The sequence below is a fragment of the Neorhizobium fuzhouense genome, assembly GCF_042611105.1.
Lineage (GTDB): Bacteria > Pseudomonadota > Alphaproteobacteria > Rhizobiales > Rhizobiaceae > Neorhizobium > Neorhizobium galegae_A.
Map to the genome: position 1 here is coordinate 352,672 of NZ_JBHFFP010000001.1, position 20,912 is coordinate 373,583.

A 20,912-nucleotide genomic window follows, 5' to 3' on the forward strand; every position below is an offset into this window, starting at 1 on the left:
TATCAAACCACCGTCACGCCGTCAAGGATTATTTTCCTATCACGGAAAAGTTTTTTTGTGAGCCTCAATCACGACCAATGCCATTTCCGCCGGAACAAAGCCGCCGGACCTCCCGTTCTGGCTTCCATGACCCCCAAGCGCAGACCTCAAGAAAAGGATGATGCCATGGATCTCGGCCCGGCGCGTGCGCCCTCGCCCACCATTCCCGTCACACTCACCGTCAATGGCAGGCGCCAGCAGCTGGAGCTTGCGCCCTTCGTCACGCTGCTCGATCTGCTGCGGGGCGATCTGGCGCTGACCGGCACCAAGAAGGGCTGCGACCACGGCCAGTGCGGCGCCTGTACGGTGCTGGTCAACGGCGTGCGCATCAATTCCTGCCTGAAATTCGCCGTCAGCCTGGATGGCGCCGAGATCACCACGATCGAAGGGCTCGGCACACCGGATAACCTGCATCCGCTGCAAAAGGCCTTTGTCGAGCATGATGCCTATCAGTGCGGCTATTGCACGCCCGGCCAGATCTGTTCCGCCGCGGGCCTTCTGTCGGAAGGTCACGCGCATTCGCGGGAAGAGATCCGCGAACTGATGAGCGGCAATCTCTGTCGCTGCGGCGCCTATACCAACATCGCCGATGCGATCGAGGAGGTGATGGCTGCGGACAGCGGGACCACCGTGCGGGAGGCTGCCGAATGAGACAGTTCAGCTATCTGCGCCCGACAGGCATTTCCGATGCCGTGGCAGCACTTGCCGCCGAACCCACCGCCCAGCTTCTGGCCGGCGGCACAAACCTCGTCGATCTCATGAAATACGATGTCGCCCAGCCAAGTGCCGTCATCGACATCAACGGCCTGCCGCTGAAGGAGATCGAGGTGCTGGAGGACGGCGCCTACCGCATCGGCGCGCTGACCACCAACAGCCAGGTCGCCTATGATGCGGGCATCGCGCGCGATGTGCCGCTTCTGTCCTCGGCCATCCTTGCCGGCGCCTCGCCGCAGCTGCGCAATGCCGCCACCTCCGGCGGCAATCTCCTGCAGCGCACCCGCTGCTATTATTTCTACGATCCGTCGACGCCCTGCAACAAGCGCGAGCCGGGCTCCGGCTGCTCGGCCATCGGCGGCGTCAACCGCATCCACGCCATTCTCGGCGCCTCCGATGCCTGCATCGCCACCCACCCCTCCGACATGTGCGTGGCGCTTGCCGCACTCAACGCCACCGTCGAAGTCACCGGCCCGACCGGGGCCCGCACCATTCCCTTCCTCGATTTCCATCGCCTGCCCGGCGATCATCCCGAGCGCGACAACACCCTTCAGACCGGCGAGATCGTCACCGGCATCCGCGTCGAGGGTGGCCGCTTTGCCGCCCACCACAGCTATCTGAAACTGCGCGACCGGCTCTCCTACGCCTTTGCGCTGGTCTCGGTCGCGGCAGCGCTTGATCTCGATGGCGACACGATCCTCGACGCCCGCGTGGCGCTTGGCGGGGTCGCCCACAAGCCCTGGCGCGATCCGCTTGCGGAGGCGGAACTCTCGGGACAGCCCGCCACCCGCGACACCTTCGAGGCCTTCGCAAGCCGTCTTCTCTCCGGCGCCAAGGGCCAGGGCCACAATGATTTCAAGATCCCGATGGCGAAGAAGGCCATCGTGCGCGCCCTGATGCAGGCAGCCTGCGGCCGTCCACAGGTGCAGTCGGAAAAGCGCGTGCGCGAAGGAGAAAGCCTATGACCAGACAGCCCAGAACCGGACCGCTCGAGACCGCCGATCGCGTCATCGGCTTTCCGCTGTCGCGCATTGAGGGGCCGCTGAAAGTCACTGGCACGGCACCCTATGCCGCCGAACACCAGAGCGCCGACATGCTGCACGGCTTCGTGGCACTTGCCACGATCGCCAGCGGCGGCATCGCCCGCATCGACACCGCCGATGCGGCGGCCTTCCCCGGCGTCGTGAAAATCTACACCCACGACAACCGCCCGCGCACCGCCTGGTGGGACAGCGCCTGGAAGGATGAGGTGGCGCTTCCCGGCCATCCGTTCCGCCCGCTTGAAAACGACCGCGTGCTGTTTGACGGCCAGCCCGTCGCCTTCGTCGTCGCCAAAACCTTCGAGGCCGCCCGCGATGCGGCCGCCCTCATCCGCATCGCTTACGAGGCAGATCAGCCGAAGACCAGCATCGAGGTCGAAAGCGAAAAATCCTACGTGCCGAAGGAAAAGCGCTCCGGCATCGCGCCGCCGCCTTCTCCGCGCGGCAATGCCGACGAGGCCTTCGCGGCCGCCCCCTTCAAGCTGTCGTCCACCTATACGCTGGAAGGCGAGCACCACAATCCGATGGAGCTGTTCGCCACCACCGTCCTCTATGAGGGCGAGGGCCGCCTCACCATCCATGACAAGACGCAAGGCTCGCAGAACAGCCAGGGCTATGTCTGCGGCATTTTCGAGCTGAAGCCGGAGAATGTGCGGGTGTTCAACACCTATGTCGGCGGCGCCTTCGGTTCGGGCCTTCGCCCCAAGCACCAGCTGTTTCTCGCCACCATGGCCGCGCTGGATCTGAAACAATCGGTGCAGCTGGAACTCAGCCGGCGCGAGATGTTCTATCTTACCTGGCGCCCGGCCACGGTGCAGACGGTCAAGATGGCCGCCGATGACAACGGAAGGCTCACCGCGATCCTCCACCACGCCGTGCAGGCCACCTCGCTCTACGAGGATTATCAGGAAGTGGTCGTCAACTGGTCGGGGCTGCTCTACCGCTGCGACAACGTCAAGCTCACCTATGAACTGGCCGAAATGACCGTCTCCACCCCCGGCGATATGCGCGCGCCCGGTGCCGCCACCGGCGTTTTCGCGCTGGAATCGGCCATTGACGAGCTGTCCTACCAGGTCGGTCTTGATCCGCTCGACATGCGCGTGCGCAATTTCGTCCATGTCGACCAGAACCAGGATCTGCAGCTAACCTCGAAGGCGCTGCATGCCTGTTACCGTCAAGGCGCCGAACGTTTCGGCTGGGAGAAACGCCTGCACGCCCCCCGCTCCATGCATGACGGGCCAGATCTCGTCGGCTGGGGCATGGCAACCGGGGTGTGGGAGGCACAGCTGACGGAGGCGACCGCCCGGGCGCGGCTCAGTGCGGATGGCAGCGTCACCGTCTCCGCCGCCGCTTCCGATATCGGCACCGGCACGATGACGATCCTTGCCCAGATCGGCGCGGAAGCTTTTGGCGTTGACGCCGAACACGTCACCGTTCGGATCGGCGACAGCCAGTTGCCCAAGACCTCGGTCGAGGGCGGTTCATGGACGGCAGCCTCCACCGGATCGGCGGTTGCCGCGGCTGCGACTGCCGTGCGCCAGACGCTTCTCGATGCGGCAAAGGACATGGATGCCTCGCCCTTCGGCAAGGACGTGACGGTCGAACAGACCGCGATCCGCGACGGCCGCCTCGTGCTTGATGTCAACGATCAGGTCGGCATTGCGCTCACCGATATCCTGGCATCGAAAAACCTTACCTTCATCGAGGAAGAGGCAAAGGTAGCGCCGGATGCGCAGCAGGCGAAGAAATTCGTCAGCTACACCCATGCTGCCCATTTCGTCGAGGTGATGATCGACGAGGAGCTGGGCGTCATCCGCGTCACCCGCGTCGTCACCGCCGTGGCCGCCGGCCGCATCCTCAACCCGAAGACCGCGCGCAGCCAGATCCTCGGTGGCGTCGTCATGGGCATCGGCATGGCGCTGCATGAGGAGGGCATGATCGACCATCGCACCGGCCGCATCATGAACCACAATCTCGCCGAATATCATGTGCCGGCCCATGCAGACATCCACGATATCGAGGTGATCTTTGTCGAAGAGCATGACGACAAGGCAAGCCCGATCGGCGTCAAGGGGCTCGGCGAGATCGGCATTGTCGGGATCGCCGCCGCCGTCGCCAATGCCATCTACCACGCCACGGGCACGCGCGTGCGCCACCTGCCCATCACGATCGACAAGGTATTTTACGCCAAGGAGGCAGCCGAATGACCCGCCATCTCCCGGACAATCCGCTGCGCTACACGCCCGATGTCGAGGATATCCACCCCGACGAACCGCAGCTGGCGCAAGCGCTGGCAGACACGCTGCTGTCGATTTCCTACAAGACCTATGCCGACAGCGCCCATGCCATCCGCGCCGTGCATGCCAAGAGCCACGGCCTCTTGAGCGCCGAGGTGGAGGTGCTGGACAACCTGCCGCCCGAGCTCGCGCAGGGCGTGTTTGCCGAACCCGGCACCTATGAGGCGATCATCCGGCTCTCCACGACGCCCGGCGATATCCTGCATGACAGCGTCTCGGCCCCGCGCGGCATGGCCTTAAAAATCCTTGACGTGACGGGCGAGCGACTGCCGGGCTCGGAACGGTCGCGGTCGCAGGATTTCGTCATGGTGAACGGCAAGGTTTTCAACTCACCGAGCGGCGAGGCGTTTCTGGCGAGCCTCACGCCGCTTGCCGCCACCACCGACCGGATGGAAGGCGCCAAGAAACTCGTCTCGAAAGTGCTGCGTGGCGTGGAAGGCGCGCTCGAAGCCGTCGGACGCGAAAGCACGACGCTCAAGGTCATGGGCGGCCAGCCGCTCACCCATATGCTCGGCGAAAGCTTTTTCACCCAGGTGCCGGTCCGCTTTGGCGATTATATCGCAAAGCTCGGCGTGGTGCCGGCTTCCGACAACCTGAAGGCGCTGGTCGACCGCAGCATCAGCGTCGGAAACGATCCCGACACGCTGCGCCACCTCATGGCGGAGTTTTTTGAAACCGAAACGGCGGTCTGGCACCTGCAGGTGCAGCTCGCCACCGACCTTGAGGCCACGCCGATCGAGGCGCCGATGACGCCGTGGGACGAGGAGAAAAGCCCCTACATCACCGTCGCCACCATCACCGCCGGCCCGCAGACCGCCTGGAGCGAGGAGCGCTCCCGCCAGGTGGATGACGGGCTGAAATTCTCCCCCTGGAACGGCCTTGTCGCCCACCAGCCGCTCGGCCAGATCATGCGGCTGCGCAAGCTCGCCTACGAACGCTCCTCCGCCTTCCGCTCCGAGCGCAACCCCACCGCCGTCACCGAACCCATCACCTGCCCCTTCGCCCCCAAGACACCGGCAAGCGTGGTGGAGGAAACGGGGGCAAGGGTGTTTCCGTAAGGCATATCGCCCACAGCCGGCTTTGCTGCCCCTCACCCTAACCCTCTCCCCGCCTGCGGGGAGAGGGGACGAGATTGCCGAGACCGCGGCAGCCCAGCTGAAACCTCTCGATACCTGGAAAGCCATCAATCGCAAGATCAGAAGCGGGAGCCGGGAGTTAGGAGTTAGGAGTTAGGAGTTAGGAGTTAGGAGTTAGGAAACAAAGCAGTAACCCCCACCGCAACAGGTCCCCTCTCCCCGCCAAGCGGGGAGAGGGCTAGGGTGAGGGGCAATCCTCACCCCGCAGCTCTTCGAAAGCCGGATAGAACCGCAGGTCATAAGCGTCGACCTTCTCAATCAGGCGTCCATCGAGCACCGCAAGAACAGTCTCCAGAACCTGCGGCATCGCGCGCAAGACATCGACATTCCAGAACCGCAGCACCGACCATCCGCAACGGCCCATGAACGCGTTGCGAACCACATCCCGGTGATTGCCGGCATGCTGACTTCCATCCACCTCCACGACCAGCAGCTTTTCGCGACAGGCAAAATCCGCGAAATAGGGACCGATCGGAAGCTGTCGCACGAACTTGCATCCGCCCAGTTGCCGATTGCGCAACTGCGACCACAGCTTCAGTTCCCCATCATTCTCCACCTGCCGCAATGCCCGCGCCCGCGCCGTGGTCGTCTCCCGTCGCCCCCGCATCCGCTCCCCCTTCCATCGCAGACCGAAGGGTACGCCGGCCCAGCCTTTTCGCAAGTGGGCACGGCATCGACGCGCTGAAGACTGCATCCTTCCGAAGCCGGCCCCTCACCCTAACCCTCTCCCCGCCTGCGGGGAGAGGGGACGAGATTGCCGACACCGCGGCAGCCCACATGAACGTCTCCACAGCAGGACAACCGTCACCCGTCAGGCAGGACGTAGGACGTGGATCGTAGGAGGTGGGAGGCAGGAGGTAGGAAGTAGGAAGTAGGAAGTAGGAAGCAGGAAGCAGGAAGCAGGAAGGGGAAACCGAACGGCGGCGGCAACCGCAACAGGGTCCCCTCTCCCCGTGGTGACGGGGAGAGGGCTAGGGTGAGGGGCAATCTTCAGCAGGCAGGAAATCACGTCCCGCAGAATGTCCGCAGCACCCGCTCCTCGTCGCGTGGTGCCTGCGTCAGGGCGGTAAATTCCGGCCGGTCGGTATAGGGGTCGGCGACGGCTGCAACCAGCGTTTCGAAGGGTGACAAATCGCCGGCCATGGCGGCCACGATCGCTTCCTCGATGCGGTGGTTGCGGGCAATGAGCGCCGGATTGACGCGGCGCATCAGGGTGCCGGCGTCGCCGGCCTCTCGGGCAAGGCGGGCGCGCCAGAGGGGGAGGAAGCGTTCCGCCTTGTCCCAGGGCGCAAAGCCTTCGAGGAAGGAGGCTTCCGCGTCCAGCCGCACCTTCTCGTCGCCACCCTGCGCATCGGCAAGCGCAAGCTTTGTCAACCGCCGGAAGGTGAGCGTAAAATCCGCCCGCCCTTCGTGCATGGCAGACAGCAGCGCCTGGATGAGTTCGCCATCGCCCTCCTCGGGCGCGCCGGCAATGCCGATCTTTTGCGAAAACACCGACAGCCAGGCGGCCTGGAACCGTTCGCCGAACGCTTTCAGCACGCCGTTTGCCGCCTCCACCGCCTTTTCCTCGTCGGCATCAAGCAGCGGCAGCAGGCATTCGGCCAGCCGCGCAATGTTCCATTGGCCGATGCCGGGCTGGTTGCGATAGGCATAGCGGCCCTGCTGGTCGATGGAGGAAAATACCTTCATCGGGTCGTAGTCGTCGAGAAAGGCGCAAGGGCCGAAATCGATCGTCTCGCCCGACACGGTCATGTTGTCGGTGTTCATCACGCCATGGATGAAGCCGACGCCGAGCCAGCGCGCGATCAGCTCCGCCTGGCGGGCCGAGACGGCATCCAGCAGCGCAAGATAGGGATTGTCCGCCTGCTTCAGCGCCGGATAATGCCGCTCGATGACATAATCGGCAAGCGTGCGCACTCCGTCCGTGTCGCCCTGGGCGGCAAAATACTGGAATGTGCCGATGCGCACATGGCTTGCCGCCACCCGCACGAAGACGGCGCCCGGCAGAACCGTTTCGCGCTGAACGCCCTCGCCGGTCAAAACGGCGGCAAGCGCGCGCGTTGCCGGGATGCCAAGGCCCGCCATGGCTTCGGAGACGATATATTCGCGCAGCACGGGGCCAAGTGCTGCGCGCCCATCGCCCCGTCGGGAAAACGGCGTCGGCCCGGCGCCCTTCAGCTGGATGTCGCGCCGCACGCCCGTCTCATCCACCACCTCGCCCAGAAGAATCGCCCGGCCATCGCCCAGCCGCGGCACGAAATTGCCGAACTGGTGGCCCGCATAGGCCATGGCAAGCGGTTCTGCGCCCGGCGGCAAGACATTGCCGGAAAAAATTGCCGCCAGCCGCGCCGTATCCGCCTCGTCAAGGTCGAGCTTCAGTTTTTTCGCAAGCGGCGCGTTGAATTTGATCAGCACCGGCCCTTTGACGGCTTCGGGATAGACCGCTGAGTGAAACTTCTCCGGCAGGCGCGCATAGGAATTATCAAAAGGAAACAATGAATTACTCCTTGATCGGCAAGAGTGGCCGCAACCCTTCCGCCCTCTGGTTCACCCCAGCATATGGGGTCGCGCGGCCCGCCCGCAAGCCATGGGTGGCGGCGCCCGCCGTCGCCTTTTTCTTGGGCGTTCGATTCATTTTCGGGCATTCATGACACCCTGTTGTATTTTAGCTACAGCTTTTTCTTCGGCGTGCACTACATGCCCCCTTGTCTCCAAGAAAGGGAATGCACCATGAAAAAGATCCTCTTCCTCGCATCGAGTGTCGCACTCTTCGGCTCTTCCGCTGCCTTTGCCGCTGATGCCATTTACGAAGCACCGCAGGCGCCTGTGGCTCAGGAAGTTGCCGCACCGGCCTTCTCCTGGACCGGCGCGTATATCGGTGTTCTCGGCGGTTACGGCTGGGGCAACGGCGATTTCGACGGCGGTGTCAACGGTTCGGAAGATTTCGACGGCGGCCGCATCGGCGGTTTCGTCGGCTACAACTGGGAACTGTCCTCGGGCTTCCTGGTCGGTCTTGAAGGCGACGTGAACTACGACTGGAACGAAGAAACCGTTGCCGGCGCCGATGTCGGCACCGACTTCTCCGGCTCCGTACGTGGCCGCGTTGGCTACGCCATGGACCGTGCAGTGATCTTCGCAGCCGGCGGCTGGACGGCCACCAACGGTTACGTCGATGGCGCAGGCGTTGATGAAAACAAGACCTTCAGCGGCTGGACCGTTGGCGGTGGCGTCGATTACGCCTTCACTGACAAGATGTTCGGCCGTCTGGAATACCGTTACAACGATTACGGCGACAAGAACATCGCCGGCACCAATGTCGATTTCGACCAGCACGTGGTCAATGTCGGCCTCGGCGTCAAGTTCTGATCGCCTGACGTCAGGCATCTGAACAGAATCGGAAAAGCCGGGCCGGCACTTGCAGGCCCGGCTTTTTCGCGTCCGGATTTTTTTCCGCGGCGACGCCTCAGACCAAGGCCCGGGCCTCACATCTCCATGCCGAACTGCGCCCGGCGCGCGTAATCGAGACGGCGAAGGGCAAGCGCATTGCGCAGCAGGCGGCGCGGATGCGACAGCGTCTCGCGGTTGAGGAGATGCGCCCGCAGCACCCCTTTCGAGCGGCTATGCGCCTCGCCATGGCCGACGCGGTAGATCGCCCCGGCAAACGGCAGCGGCTCAAGAGCGCATCCGCGCGCGCGCAAAATACTCTCTATCTTGATATGGCTGCCCATCATCGCCTTCACCCAGTCGATCGGTGCGTCCTCGGCGCGCTCCGGCAGTTCGTAAAGGTCGGCGCGCACCAGATGCGAGGTGCCGCAGAGCGTGTTGAAGCCGCTCTGACGCATCAGGAAGGAGCTGCCCTCACTCCACAGATAGCCGTGGTCGACATACCAGCCGGGCAGGTCGGGCTGGCCTTCGGCAAAGGAGACGATGTCGCGGCTGACGAAATCATCATCGTCCACCACCATGAAGAAGCGCGCGCCGCGCGCCGCCAGCATGCCGGCCAGCACCCGCCTGCCCTTGTCGGTGCGCACGGCCTCGTAGATCGCCTCGCGGTTGGAATGATCCATCTCGTAAAGCGGATTGGGCGGAAGATCGACGCGCACGGCAAAAAACCCAGCAGGCAGCTCCGGCAGTTGCGCCTCGCGATTGGCAACGATCACGCACAGCCAGTCGGGCGAGCGCTGCGCGGAAATCGATCGCATCGTCTCCGACAGGCGCTCGATCAGCCGCGGCCAGTCGCGGGCATTGGCGGGATGGCGCACCGGAATGATGAAGGCAACGCTCTTGCCGGCGGCAAGCCGTGGCATCGGTGCAGGAGTTGCAGGAGTTTCGCTTCTCGACAGGACATGAACCATAGGCACTTCCCCGGGTTTGCGAAGGCGACAGGCAGCAACGGGCCGCAGAGAGCCGTCGCCGGCGCGCGGTCGCACCGACGGGAAGACGGCCTGTCGTCCTTCAGAACATCCTTGGCCACAAGGGGCATCGCGGATGGGTTGCGCTTCGCCACCGGATACGCGGCATGAAATATCGTACCCGAAGCAGGCAGATGAAGCCGCCGGAATACGTCAAAATCATGCCGATATAGAATTTCTATTCTAACGCGATGTGGCAGCGGACGTCCGCTTGCCGCAGATTGCAGGCCCAGGCAGTAAGAAGAGCGTCGTGGGAGGGGTGCCGAAAGGCGGCTAACCCAGCGTCGCGCCGCAAGATCCGGGCGGAGGGTGTCGCAAGAAAAATCCCTTCCCCCGTCGACACGGGGAAAGGGCAACGAGATTGCCGTTCAGGCGTTGGCGAGCTTCTCCGGCGTATAGCCGGCCTCGCGAATGGCCGCTTCCGCGACCGCGGCATTGCCGCCGTCGAGCGTCACCCGGTGTTCGGCGAGATCCACCGCCACCGGCACGCCGGGAAGCGCCTCGGAAAGGGCTACCTTCACCGCCTTTTCGCAATGGCCGCAGCTCATGTCCGGCACGAGGAAAGTTGTCGTCATGATCGATGTCTCCTGTTCATGGTCGTCTGTGTGTGTTCGCGTCTAGTCCCTGCCCTTGCGGCAAGGTCAACCGTCCCGCGTGTGGGCGAAAGATGGCTCTGCGCCTTCCGCCCCGTTGCCGGCGAGATCCTCCAGGATGGGGCAATCGGGCCGCGAATTGCCGCTGCAGCAATGGGCGAGATGTTTCAAACTCTTGACCATGGTCTGCATCTCGCCGATGCGCCGTTCCAGATCGGCAATATGGCTTGTCGCCACCGCCTTCACGGCGGCACTTTCCCGCTCGCGGTCCTGCCAGAGCGCCAGCAGGCGTTCGGTTTCCTCCAGCGAAAAGCCGAGCGAACGGGCCCGCTTGATGAAGCGCAGCACATGCACCTCATCCTCGCTGTAGATCCGGTAATTGTTGGCGGTGCGGGCACTTGGGCGGATCAGCCCGATCTCCTCGTAATAGCGGATCATCTTGGCCGAAACGCCCGATGCGCTTGCTGCCTGCCCGATATTCATGCGACCTCCTTCTGGATCGTGAGGCGCTTCAGCCTCAGCGCGTTGGAGAGAACAAAGATGCTGGAGAGCGCCATGGCGCCCGCCCCGATCATCGGCGATAGCTGGATGCCGAAGGCCGGATAGAGCGCGCCGGCCGCCAGCGGGATCAGCGCGACATTATAGCCGAAGGCCCAGAACAGGTTCTGGCGGATGTTCTTCATCGTCGCCCGGCTAACCGCAATGGCCGAGACGACGCCCGTCAGCGCGCCGTTCGACAACACCACGTCGGCGCTTTCGATGGCGACATCCGTACCCGTGCCGATGGCAATGCCGATATCGGCAAAGGCAAGCGCCGGCGCATCATTGATGCCATCGCCGACAAAGGCGATTTTTGGCTCCGCGCCTGCCGCGCCCTGCGCGGCACGGATCGCCCGGATCGCCTCCACCTTGCCGGCCGGCAGAACCTCGGCCACCACCTCTTCGATGCCGACCGCACGGGCAATCGCCTGCGCCGTGCGGGCATTGTCGCCGGTCACCATGGCAACCGATAGGCCCATGGCCTTCAGCTCAGTAATCGCCGCCATGCTTGTCGGCTTCACGGGATCGGCAACCGCCAGGATCGCCGCAAGCCTGCCGCCGATTGCCGCATAAAGCGGTGTCTTGCCCTCGTCGCCGAGCCGCGCCGCCCCTTCCGCAAACTCTGCCACCGAAAGCCCGAGTTTTTCCATGAAGCGATCAGCACCGACGGCAACGGTGACCCCATCCACCACGGCTTCGATGCCATAACCCGGTTCAGCCTTCACCGCCTGTGCCTCGCTGATCGCAAGCCCGCGCCTTTCAACCGAGGCGACGATCGCCTCTGCGACCGGATGTTCCGACCGCGCCTCGACGGCGGCCACTTGGACAAGAACCGCGTCCGTCTGGAACCCGTCCGTCACCACGATATCGGTGAGTTCCGGGCGCCCTGCCGTCACCGTGCCGGTCTTGTCGAGCACCACGGCGGTCACACCGGAGAGCGCCTGCAGCGCATCGCCCTTGCGAAACAGCACGCCGAGATCGGCCGCCCGCCCGGTGCCAACCATGATCGAGGTCGGCGTTGCAAGCCCCATGGCGCAGGGGCAGGCAATGATCAGCACGGCCACGGCCGCCACCAGCGCATGCGGCAGCACCGGCTCCGGCCCGACCAGCATCCAGATGGCGAAGGTGAGGACTGCCACCGCAATCACCGCCGGCACGAACCAGCCGGTCACCCGGTCCACCACCGCCTGGATGGGCAGCTTTGCCCCTTGCGCCTGTTCCACCAGCGCGATGATCTGGGAAAGAACCGTGTCTTTGCCCACCTTTTCGGCGCGAAAGCGAAAACTGCCGCTGCCATTGATGGTGCCGCCGATGACGATCGTGCCGACCGTCTTTTCCACCGGCAGCGGCTCGCCGGACATCATCGATTCGTCGACAGAGGAGGCGCCGTCGATCACCGTGCCATCCACCGCCACGCGCTCGCCCGGCCGCACGATCACCACGTCGCCCGGCACCACCTCGTCGGTTCCAATGTCGAACACGGAACCATCGCGCTCCACCCGCGCCGTCTTTGCCTGCAGGCCCATCAGCCGGCGGATGGCGGCACCCGTGCGTCCGCGGGCACGCGCCTCCAACAGTCGTCCGAGCAGGATCAGCGTCACGATGACGGTTGCTGCCTCATAATAGACGAAGCGCGATTGTTCCGGCAAAAGCCCGGGCAGGAAGGTCACCACCAGCGAATAAAGATAGGCGGCGGTTACCCCGACAGCCACCAGCGAATTCATTTCCGGATGACCGCGGAAAAGGGCCGGAAAGCCGGCCTTCAGGAAACGCCATCCCGGCCCGAAGATGACGGCCGTCGCAAGCGCCGCGTAGATAGAATAGAGCACCTGCGTGTCCACCGCCCCCATCAGGACATGGTGGAACGGCGGATAGAGGTGGCCGGCCATTTCCAGCGCAAAGAGCGGCAGCGTCAGCACGGCGGACAGTACGAGATCACGCTTCAGAAGGCCCGCATCCTCGTCATGATGGTTGCGCGCGTGGCCCTCTGCCGTTCCGTCATGACCTTGGCCGTGAGACGATCCGGCGGGCATGCCCGCCTCCGCCGCGGCGGCAGCTTTTGGCGCGGCGAGCGCAAACCCCGCCGCCTTGAGTGCCGTAATTAACGCCCGCTTGCCGTCGCGGCCAAACATTTCGGCTGCGATCTCGGCCCGTCCCGGCGCAATGTCGGTCAAGACAACGCCCTCAACCGCCCTCAGCGTTGCCTCCAGCCGGGCAACTTCCTCGGCCTGCGGGGCGTTGGCAAGCGTCAGCGCGATACGCTCCGCCTTCGGCTCATAGCCGGCCTTGCGGATGGCGGCGGCAAGTTTTTCGGCGGAAAAGCCGGCGCCGGGCTCCACCGTCAGGCTTTCGGTGGCAAAATTGACCGCGCTTGCGGCGACCCCTTCCACCTTGGCCGCCGCCAGTTCCACGCGGCGCACGCAGGAGGCGCAGGTCATGCCCTCGACCGGGATGACGATCGGGTCTTGCGCGGGGCGGCCGGCGGGCGCGGCAGTGAGGGATAGGTGAGACGGCACGGAAGTCATGGGCGGGGTCCTTGGATTACCCGCCCCATGTAGGGCTTCCCATCATGGGAAGGTCAAGGGCACCCGGCGCAAAAACTATCCCATGCGATAGAGAAAGAGCTGCGTGCGGCGCCGGTCGGAAAGCTCCCAGACTTCGTCCGGCTCGACACCGTCCACGGCAAAGCTGTTGGAGACGAGCAGGCTCTCGGGCTTCATTTCGGCGCGGGCCTTTATGTAAAGCGCCGCCATCGGCTCGGGGGACAGAAAGGCGTAAGCGACATCGATCTCGGCAAGATCGGCCGCCCAAAGATCCTGCCGCCGGATCGTGCCCCGGTGCGTCAGCGCCGACAGCGCGCGCGCAATCATGAAGGCCATGGGCGCCGTCTCGACGCCCGACGCCTGAAATCCCGCCGCATCGAGCGCCCGCACCACGCCGCCAAAGCCGCAGCCGAGATCGATGAAGCGGTCTGCCCCCCGGTCGCGCATCAGCTGGCAGAGCGCCTGCGCGGTCGCACGGTTGCTGAGGTAGAGCGGCACGCGCTCGCGCGCCGTGTTGGAAAAGAACAGGTAGAGCAGCACGAACCCTGCCGCAAACGGCCAGGCCGGCAGATCGCCGAGATGAAGCCCGAGAAAAACCGCCGGCGGAAACAGAAGCGCAATCCACAGCCACCAGACCGGCAGGCGCAGCAAGACACTCACCCCCGCAGCAACGCAGGCCTGCACGGCAACGAGCACCGCCATCCCCACTCCCGGCCCCATCCGCCCCGCCAGCATCACCGCCAGCCCAAACGTCACCACCCCCGCCATCAGCTGGGCAAGGGTTGCGGCAAGGATAGGATAGCGGCGAATCGTGTTCATCGGGCAACCGGCGTGTGTCTGCCACGGTTGTGCGAAAACGCAGGGCGCAACACAAGGGATTTTGCGGCTGCCGCTCTTCGGGGTGACCGCGCGGGCCTAAGGTGACGCATGGTAACCGAACAGGCGTTCGTGGCAGAGGCTACCCCGCAATGCCAACCAAACTGGCCTTCGCGCGAGAGGTTACCCCCTCTGCCTTGCCAGGCATCTCCCCCTCAAGGGGGGAGACAGAGGGGGCACCCTTACGTTTCCCCCGACACGTTCCTCATTAGTCGTTCACATAATTCCGCCAGTCATGCTCCTCGACAAAGCCCAGCACAGTGCGGATCTTGGCATTGCTGATCGGCGCGGCATAACCTTCGAGTTCGCCGGTGATCGGCGTGCCGGGGGCGTATTTGGCCAAAAATTCGCGGGTGGGTTCGCGCGCGGTGATGGTGTCGTTGACCGCGTTGAACACCTGGAAACCCAGGCCGTCCGTCTCGAGGCCGCGCCAGACGATCTGGCCGAGATCGCGCGCGTCGATATAGCTCCAGGCATTACGCTTGCGGCTTTCCGGCTTGGCGAGGAAGCCCGGGAAATTCGCGTAATCCTCCGGCGAGATGACATTGCCGATGCGAAGCGCGTAGATATCGGACTTGTAGCGCATGGCAAAGGCGCGGGCGGTCTTTTCGTTCACCACCTTGGAGAGGCCATAGCTGTCCATCGGGTCGACATCATACTCTTCGGTGAGCGGAAACTGGTGGTAATCCTTGTCGCCCTCGGCAAAGCACACACCAAAGGTCGTCTCGCTGGAGGCGATGATGACCTTGCGGATACCAAGCTTCATCGCCGCCTCGATGACGTTGTAGGTGGAGAGCGTGTTGGCGGCAAAGGTGGTGTTGTCGGGCTTCAGCAGAATGCGCGGCACGGCGGCAAAATGCACCACCGCATCGACCGGCGCCGGCCCCTTGCCGGTTTCGAGGCCTGAAAAATCAAAATGCATGGAGAGCGCATTGAACACCTGCCCGCTGTCGGTCAGGTCCACATTCAGCGTCGTCACGCCCTCGCAGTCGAGTGGCACGAGATCGAGGTTGAACACCTCATAGCCCTTGGCCGTGAGATAAGGCACCGCATGACGCCCCGCCTTGCCGCTGCCGCCGGTAAAAATGACCCGCTTGCCCATCACCAAAAATCCTCCCGTATGTGTCTGGCTGGGCAAGACATAGGGTGCCGGGCGCAAAATGGGAATGGCCGAGCGGCGGATGATCGCTTGCCATGGACGCGAGCGGCCAGCCGCTCTGCCGATTTCCCTCCTTGTGGGGAGATGTCCGGCAGGACAGAGGGGGGTGGACCCCGCATGCCAACCCAACAGACGTTCGCGCCAGACGTTAACCCCCTCTGCCTTGCCAGGCATCTCCCCCACAAGGGGGGAGATCACTGTGCCGAAGCCTCTTCAGCCTCTTTGGCCGGGGCGCAAAGGCCTCGTTGCGTGGGCCCTAATCACTTCATCTGCCATGGACGCGAGCGGCCAGCCGCTCTGCCAATCTCCCCCACAAGGGGGGAGATCAGCGTGCCGAAGCCCCTTCAGCCTCATTGGCCGGGGCGCACTCTCATCGCCGCGCCTGCGCCGTTTCGCCCACATGCAGCGGCCAGTCGATGAGGTAGTCTTCGAAATCCTCGACATCCACGTCCAGCTCGCTCACCGTGCGGTTCCTCGCCGAAATGCCGGCCTGGTGGACGGTGTCGGGGCTGCCGGAGACGAGCGGGTGCCACCAGTAGAGATCCTCGCCGTCGCGCACCAGCCGATAGCCGCAGGTGGGCGGCAGCCAGCTGATTTCGTCGACGGCCGAAGGCGTCAGCTGGATGCATTCGGGAACGGTCGCCTGGCGGTTCTCATAGTCGGAGCAGCGACAGCTTTCCCCGTCCAGCAACCGGCAGGCAACGGAGGTGAAGGCCACTTCGCCGGTGTCCCAGTCCTCCAGCTTGTTCAAGCAACAGAGACCGCAGCCGTCGCAGAGGCTTTCCCATTCCGCCTGGCTCATCGCCTCCAGGCTTTTCGTTTTCCAGAACTGATTTTCCATCTTGTCTTTTTTAGCACCGGCTGAACATAGTTTGCCGAACGGTTTTGTGAATGGCTCGCGCCGGCGGCATAAACCCCGCGTCAACCATTTATCAGCCATTGCTGCCTAAAGCAGTCCCCGAGGCTTTTCGTCGTTTGTTTGCCAAGCGTCAAGCTCTTGAGGTCCAGACGAGGAAGATCCACGGTGCAGGACGATCCCGCTCCCCCGCAACGATCGAAGAGACCGCGCACCCGGCGCCACCTTCTGCTGCGCGCCGACAGCTGGATCGATTCCACCGTCTGGAACCTCGGCTTCAAGCTGTCAGAACTCTGGGAAGAGATCACCATCTTTTCCCGCAAGTTTCGCGTGCGCGGCTGGAAGCGCGTGGTGGTGGAGCTCGCAGACGAGGCGATGACGTTTGGCACGGCCGGCTTCGTGCTGCTTTTGGCCTTGGCGCTTCCGGCCTTTGAGGAAACCAAGGAAGACTGGCGCTCGCGCGGCGATTTTGCCGTAACGTTTCTCGATCGCTACGGCAACACGATCGGCCATCGCGGCATCATCCATGAGGATTCGGTGCCCGTCGACCAGCTGCCGGATCATCTGGTAAAGGCGGTTCTGGCCACCGAAGACCGCCGCTTCTTCACCCATTTCGGCATCGATTTCTTAGGTCTTGCCCGCGCGCTCAATGAAAATGCCAAGGCCGGCGGCGTCGTGCAGGGCGGCTCGACGCTGACGCAGCAGCTGGCGAAAAATCTCTTCCTCACCAATGAGCGCTCGCTGGAGCGCAAGATCAAGGAGGCCTTTCTGGCGCTCTGGCTGGAAGCGAACCTGTCGAAAAAGGAAATCCTGTCGCTCTATCTCGACCGCGCCTATATGGGTGGCGGAACCTTTGGGGCGGCGGCCGCCGCGCAGTTCTATTTCGGCAAGAACATCACGCAGGTGAACCTCGCCGAGGCTGCCATGCTTGCCGGCCTCTTCAAGGCGCCGGCGAAATACGCTCCCCATGTCAACCTGCCCGCCGCGCGCGCCCGCGCCAACGAGGTTCTGACCAATCTCGTGCAGGGCGGGCTGATGAGCGAGGGACAGGTGATCGCCGCCCGCCGCAACCCGGCCAGCGTCATCGACCGGGCCGCGACCACCGCGCCCGACTATTTTCTCGACTGGGCATTCGAAGAGGTGCAGAAACTTGCCGATGCCGGCAAGCTGAAGAAGCATTCCGTCATCGTGCGCACCACCATCGACATGGGCCTGCAGCAGGCCGCCGAAGAGGCGATGGAATCGGGCCTTCGCGAATATGGCGAGAGCTACCGCGTCAAGCAGGGCGCGCTGGTGATGATCGAAAACGGTGGTGCCGTGCGCGCCATGGTCGGCGGGCGCGACTATGGCGAAAGCCAGTTCAACCGCGCCACCAAGGCACTGCGCCAGCCGGGCTCCTCCTTCAAGCTCTATACCTATACGGCCGCCATGGAGAAGGGCTTTACACCGGAAACGATGATTTCGGATGCGCCGATCACCTGGCGCGGCTGGTCGCCGCAGAATTATGCCCGCTCCTACAAGGGCCGTGTTACGCTTCTGTCGGCCATGGCGCAATCCCTGAACACCGTGCCGGTGCGCCTTGCCAAGGAGGAGCTCGGCACGGAAATCATTGCGGAAACGGCGAGGAAAATGGGCGTCGAGACGCCGCTTCGCACCGACAAGACGATTCCGCTCGGCACGTCGGAAGTCACCGTCATGGATCAGGCGACCGCCTATGCGGTGATGCCGGCCGGCGGCGTGCAGTCACGCCGGCACGGGGTGGCGCAGGTGGTCGATTACGACGGCGACGTGCTCTACGATTTCGAGCGCGACGAACCGGCGCCGGCCCGCGTCGTCTCCGAACAAGCCACATCGTCGATGAACCGCATCCTCACGCAGATCCCGGTCATCGGCACCGCCAAGCGCGCAGCCCTTGACGGCGGCATCGTCACCGGCGGCAAGACCGGCACCTCGCAGAGCTACCGCGATGCCTGGTTCATCGGCTTTACCGGCAATTACACCGCCGCCGTCTGGTTCGGAAACGATGATTTCACCTCGATGAACAACATGACCGGCGGCTCGCTGCCGGCCATGACCTTCAAGAAGCTGATGGATTACGCCCATCAGGGCATCGAGCTGAAGCCCATCCCCGGCATCGACAATCCGTTGCCGTCGGGCACTCATGTCAAAGGTCCGGCGCTCGCCGACAAGGGCGAGGCAAACGGCCTGCCGGCGCTGTCCCGCCCCCGCTCGCTCTCGGCCGATACCACGCGGCTCTTGCGCCGCATCGCCCAGTCCTTCGCAGCCGCCCCTCCGCTCAAGGCCCCGCCGCAGACGCTTGCCGGCGGCAAGGCGCAGGTGGTGAAGGTGAAGAGCGCGCCGTGAGGGGATGATGCCGTGGCACAAAGGAGATCCGCATGACAGACCGCAAATCGAAAGAATTTCGTGCTGACTCCGGCTATAGCCGCGAGGAATGGGAAAGCGTCGATTTCCCTGAACTCACCGACGAGGAGCTCGCCGCCATGCGTCCGGCCCGCGAGATGATGCCTGAAGCCTTCTTCAAGGAACTGGAGGCACGGCGGCGCAAGACAACCGGGCCTTGAGCCAGGTTGACGCTCACCTCACGCTGCGCAGGGCTTGATGCGCTCCAGTTGTGCCCCAAGCGCGCGGCGGCGGTTCATCAGGTCGTAATCGCTCTGCAGGCCGAGAAAAAAACCGTCGGACATGCCAAACAGACGCGCCAGCCGAAGATCCGTGTCGGCCGTCACCGCCCGCTTTCCAAGCACGATCTCGTTGATCCGGCGCGGCGGCACGGCAATGGCGCGGGCAAGCAGGTACTGGCTGAGCCCCATGGGCTTGAAGAACTCCTCCAGCAGGATTTCGCCCGGATGCGGGTTGGGCAAGAGTTCGTCATCAGCCATGATCATCGACGATTTCGACATGTGAGGCGCTTCCGGATCTCCAGAATGACGCATCGCCTTATCAATGGCAAACGCTCCCTTCGCCATTTTCTCGACCCGTAAACAGTGCTATCCGTCTGAGCTGATTTGCAAAAGGTTTTGCCGCGCTTGTTTCGCCTTCCCTTTCTCGTGCTCGTCGCGCTGGTCGTCGCCTTTGGTGGTGGCATCTGGTCGACGCTGGTGGCGCTCGATGCCACCACCGGCTTCGGCGCGATCAGGCTCGGGGCCTGGGAGGCGTTTCCGCAGGCGCAGACGGCCGATGCCGATCCTTATGCCAAGGCGCACCGCGCCAATGGCGGCCGCCTGCTCTATGGCACGGCCGAGGGCTTGAGCTTTACCGCAAGTGTCGATCAGACCGGTCAGCGGCTGTCCGGCCGCTGCACCTATCTCCTCTCCGGCCAGACGCCGGTGGCCCGTGCCTGGACGCTGTTTGCGGCCACCGTCAAGGGAGCGGCGCCGCTGACCGGTCAGGATCTGCCGGTGGCGCTCAATTCACGCACGGTTCTGCGCGATGCAACGGGCGCCTTCATCATCACGCTGTCGCCAGACGCCAGCGCCGGAAACTGGCTGGCGGTGCCGCGGGACGGATCGTTTTATCTGACGCTTACCCTGCTCGACACGCCAACCGCCGGCAGTTCCGGCCTCATCGACCTTGCCATGCCGCGCATCGACCGCATCGGATGCGCCCATGCTTAAGCTTATGCTGGCCGTCATCATCGGGCTTGTCGGGGCGGGCCTGCTGCATCTCGTCATCATCCTGTCGCTGCCGGCCTTCAGCGAACGCGATGCCTATAGCCGGGTGCTCGGCGAAGGGCCGCCGCACCGCTTTCATGCGCTTGCCGCGCGGGAGGATGCCGCCGGCCTGCAAAAGACCGATCCGTTTCTGGATCTGGCGGTCTGCGCCTTTGATCTTTCGGAAAATCCGGTGCGGCTGACGGCCCGCGGCGCCCTGCCCTTCTGGTCGCTCTCCGCGTTCGACAGCGCCTCCAACGAGATCTTCAGCATCAACGACCGCACCTCGGTCGGCAGCGGGCTCGATGTGCTGCTGGCAACGCCGGTGCAGGCAACGGCCCTGCGCAAGGCGCAGCCTTCGCCGCTTGCGCAATCGATCATCGTCGAAACCCGCGCCGTCCAGGGCTATGCGGTGCTGCGCGCCATGGCGCCTCAGGCAAGCTACCGGCCGATGACGACACAGTTTCTCGCCGGGGCGGATTGCAGCCCCGTGGAACTGCGCTGACCCAGCAACGCAGCGCGCAGATGACGATCCCCGCGGCAGCGCTCAATGGCTGTCGAGGCGCAGCGCCGTCTCGTCGAGGACGCGATGCGTCAGTTCCGCCGGCCGCTCGTAGCGCACGCCGGTAAACATCAGCAAGGCCGCCCCCGATCGGGTGGTCACCACCGTCTTGTCCTGCCGCTGCGGCAAGGCTCCCCGCTGCGGGTGAGCATGCCGCCATGTGTTCATGCAAACAATTTCTGCCATGCTCGTCTCCTCAAAAGGGTTCGAGACGGATGAAGGACAAGAACCGATTTCACCCTGCCCGCAAGGGGCCGGCGCATCCTCCTCAAGAGGCATTCTGCGCCTTTCTCGTCGGGCCCGTGGCAAATTCTGCCACAGGCACCAGCGACTCCAACAACACATGAAACGGCAGGCGGTTTCACCGGGATGACGCGGGACAGGCGACCGGGTTCAAACCGGGTCTCTTGCCGCGCTGCAAGGCTTTTTAAGCCCTCATCCAGGCCCGAACGGCCTTGATTCGTGTCATGCTGT

The 20,912-nt window shown here is 64.0% G+C and carries 20 protein-coding genes; 9 read left to right on the plus strand and 11 right to left on the minus strand.

Going from position 1 to position 20,912, the window contains the following annotated elements:
* Positions 1–165: 165 nt before the first annotated feature.
* The 4 genes from ACEXP3_RS01780 to ACEXP3_RS01795 are packed head-to-tail and all read left to right on the plus strand — an operon-like array spanning position 166 to position 5,148.
* On the plus strand, positions 166–690 hold the full coding sequence (locus ACEXP3_RS01780; RefSeq protein WP_377295704.1) for a (2Fe-2S)-binding protein: 525 nt from the start codon (positions 166–168) through the stop codon (positions 688–690).
* Positions 687–1,718 (plus strand): FAD binding domain-containing protein, encoded by a 1,032-nt coding sequence (locus ACEXP3_RS01785; RefSeq protein ID WP_377295705.1) that lies wholly within the window; start codon positions 687–689, stop codon positions 1,716–1,718. The genes ACEXP3_RS01780 and ACEXP3_RS01785 overlap by 4 nt, the downstream gene beginning before the upstream one ends.
* The gene (locus ACEXP3_RS01790; RefSeq protein ID WP_377295706.1) at positions 1,715–4,000 is read left to right on the plus strand and encodes a xanthine dehydrogenase family protein molybdopterin-binding subunit; all 2,286 of its coding nucleotides are present in this window, start codon (positions 1,715–1,717) and stop codon (positions 3,998–4,000) included. The genes ACEXP3_RS01785 and ACEXP3_RS01790 overlap by 4 nt, the downstream gene beginning before the upstream one ends.
* Positions 3,997–5,148, plus strand: a complete 1,152-nt coding sequence (locus tag ACEXP3_RS01795) for a catalase family protein (RefSeq protein ID WP_377295707.1) — start codon at positions 3,997–3,999, stop codon at positions 5,146–5,148. The genes ACEXP3_RS01790 and ACEXP3_RS01795 overlap by 4 nt, the downstream gene beginning before the upstream one ends.
* 256 nt (positions 5,149–5,404) lie before the next feature.
* On the opposite strand, the gene ACEXP3_RS01800 is transcribed toward ACEXP3_RS01795, so the two are convergent.
* Both ACEXP3_RS01800 and ACEXP3_RS01805 read right to left on the minus strand, forming a co-directional pair.
* Positions 5,405–5,833, minus strand: coding sequence for an endonuclease domain-containing protein (locus ACEXP3_RS01800; RefSeq protein ID WP_377295708.1), 429 nt, complete (start codon positions 5,831–5,833; stop codon positions 5,405–5,407).
* Positions 5,834–6,231: 398 nt separating this feature from the next.
* Positions 6,232–7,722 carry a protein adenylyltransferase SelO gene (locus tag ACEXP3_RS01805; protein WP_377295709.1) on the minus strand — a complete coding sequence of 497 codons (1,491 nt, stop codon included), beginning with the start codon at positions 7,720–7,722 and terminating at the stop codon, positions 6,232–6,234.
* A gap of 234 nt (positions 7,723–7,956) precedes the next feature.
* Here ACEXP3_RS01805 and ACEXP3_RS01810 point away from each other — a divergent pair, with 234 nt between their 5' ends.
* A complete protein-coding gene (locus ACEXP3_RS01810; RefSeq protein ID WP_377295710.1) occupies positions 7,957–8,592 on the plus strand; it encodes an outer membrane protein in 636 nt (211 codons plus the stop codon).
* Positions 8,593–8,708: 116 nt separating this feature from the next.
* Here ACEXP3_RS01810 and ACEXP3_RS01815 read toward each other — a convergent pair whose 3' ends face one another.
* The 7 genes from ACEXP3_RS01815 to ACEXP3_RS01845 all read right to left on the minus strand — a co-directional run bounded on the left by ACEXP3_RS01815 (position 8,709) and on the right by ACEXP3_RS01845 (position 16,190).
* Positions 8,709–9,533 carry a glycosyltransferase family A protein gene (locus tag ACEXP3_RS01815; protein ID WP_377295711.1) on the minus strand — a complete coding sequence of 275 codons (825 nt, stop codon included), beginning with the start codon at positions 9,531–9,533 and terminating at the stop codon, positions 8,709–8,711.
* Between the two features lie 473 nt (positions 9,534–10,006).
* The gene (locus tag ACEXP3_RS01820; protein ID WP_377295712.1) at positions 10,007–10,213 is read right to left on the minus strand and encodes a heavy-metal-associated domain-containing protein; all 207 of its coding nucleotides are present in this window, start codon (positions 10,211–10,213) and stop codon (positions 10,007–10,009) included.
* Between the two features lie 66 nt (positions 10,214–10,279).
* Positions 10,280–10,714 (minus strand): Cu(I)-responsive transcriptional regulator, encoded by a 435-nt coding sequence (gene cueR / locus ACEXP3_RS01825; protein ID WP_377295713.1) that lies wholly within the window; start codon positions 10,712–10,714, stop codon positions 10,280–10,282.
* Positions 10,711–13,296: a heavy metal translocating P-type ATPase gene (locus tag ACEXP3_RS01830; RefSeq protein WP_377295714.1), complete on the minus strand. Its 2,586-nt coding sequence runs from the start codon at positions 13,294–13,296 to the stop codon at positions 10,711–10,713. Before ACEXP3_RS01830 ends, cueR begins: the two co-directional genes overlap by 4 nt.
* 75 nt (positions 13,297–13,371) lie before the next feature.
* Positions 13,372–14,133 (minus strand): class I SAM-dependent methyltransferase, encoded by a 762-nt coding sequence (locus ACEXP3_RS01835; RefSeq protein ID WP_377295715.1) that lies wholly within the window; start codon positions 14,131–14,133, stop codon positions 13,372–13,374.
* Between the two features lie 265 nt (positions 14,134–14,398).
* The gene (locus tag ACEXP3_RS01840; RefSeq protein WP_377295716.1) at positions 14,399–15,292 is read right to left on the minus strand and encodes an NAD-dependent epimerase/dehydratase family protein; all 894 of its coding nucleotides are present in this window, start codon (positions 15,290–15,292) and stop codon (positions 14,399–14,401) included.
* A 427-nt stretch (positions 15,293–15,719) separates the two neighbouring features.
* Positions 15,720–16,190 (minus strand): YcgN family cysteine cluster protein, encoded by a 471-nt coding sequence (locus ACEXP3_RS01845; RefSeq protein WP_210103105.1) that lies wholly within the window; start codon positions 16,188–16,190, stop codon positions 15,720–15,722.
* Between the two features lie 183 nt (positions 16,191–16,373).
* Between ACEXP3_RS01845 and ACEXP3_RS01850 the strand changes: the two genes are divergently transcribed.
* Together ACEXP3_RS01850 and ACEXP3_RS01855 are read left to right on the plus strand one after the other, a co-directional pair.
* A complete protein-coding gene (locus ACEXP3_RS01850; protein ID WP_377295717.1) occupies positions 16,374–18,569 on the plus strand; it encodes a transglycosylase domain-containing protein in 2,196 nt (731 codons plus the stop codon).
* Between the two features lie 32 nt (positions 18,570–18,601).
* The gene (locus ACEXP3_RS01855) at positions 18,602–18,787 is read left to right on the plus strand and encodes a hypothetical protein (RefSeq protein ID WP_377295718.1); all 186 of its coding nucleotides are present in this window, start codon (positions 18,602–18,604) and stop codon (positions 18,785–18,787) included.
* An 18-nt stretch (positions 18,788–18,805) separates the two neighbouring features.
* Here the strand turns inward: ACEXP3_RS01855 and ACEXP3_RS01860 are convergent, their stop codons facing one another.
* The gene (locus ACEXP3_RS01860) at positions 18,806–19,126 is read right to left on the minus strand and encodes a HigA family addiction module antitoxin (RefSeq protein WP_377295719.1); all 321 of its coding nucleotides are present in this window, start codon (positions 19,124–19,126) and stop codon (positions 18,806–18,808) included.
* Positions 19,127–19,252: 126 nt separating this feature from the next.
* On the opposite strand from ACEXP3_RS01860, the gene ACEXP3_RS01865 reads away from it, so the two are divergent.
* Together ACEXP3_RS01865 and ACEXP3_RS01870 are read left to right on the plus strand one after the other, a co-directional pair.
* Positions 19,253–19,840, plus strand: a complete 588-nt coding sequence (locus ACEXP3_RS01865; RefSeq protein WP_377295720.1) for a DUF1214 domain-containing protein — start codon at positions 19,253–19,255, stop codon at positions 19,838–19,840.
* Positions 19,833–20,381, plus strand: coding sequence for a DUF1254 domain-containing protein (locus tag ACEXP3_RS01870; protein WP_210103111.1), 549 nt, complete (start codon positions 19,833–19,835; stop codon positions 20,379–20,381). The genes ACEXP3_RS01865 and ACEXP3_RS01870 overlap by 8 nt, the downstream gene beginning before the upstream one ends.
* A gap of 42 nt (positions 20,382–20,423) precedes the next feature.
* Here the strand turns inward: ACEXP3_RS01870 and ACEXP3_RS01875 are convergent, their stop codons facing one another.
* Positions 20,424–20,624 carry a hypothetical protein gene (locus ACEXP3_RS01875; protein ID WP_377295721.1) on the minus strand — a complete coding sequence of 67 codons (201 nt, stop codon included), beginning with the start codon at positions 20,622–20,624 and terminating at the stop codon, positions 20,424–20,426.
* Positions 20,625–20,912 lie beyond the last annotated feature (288 nt).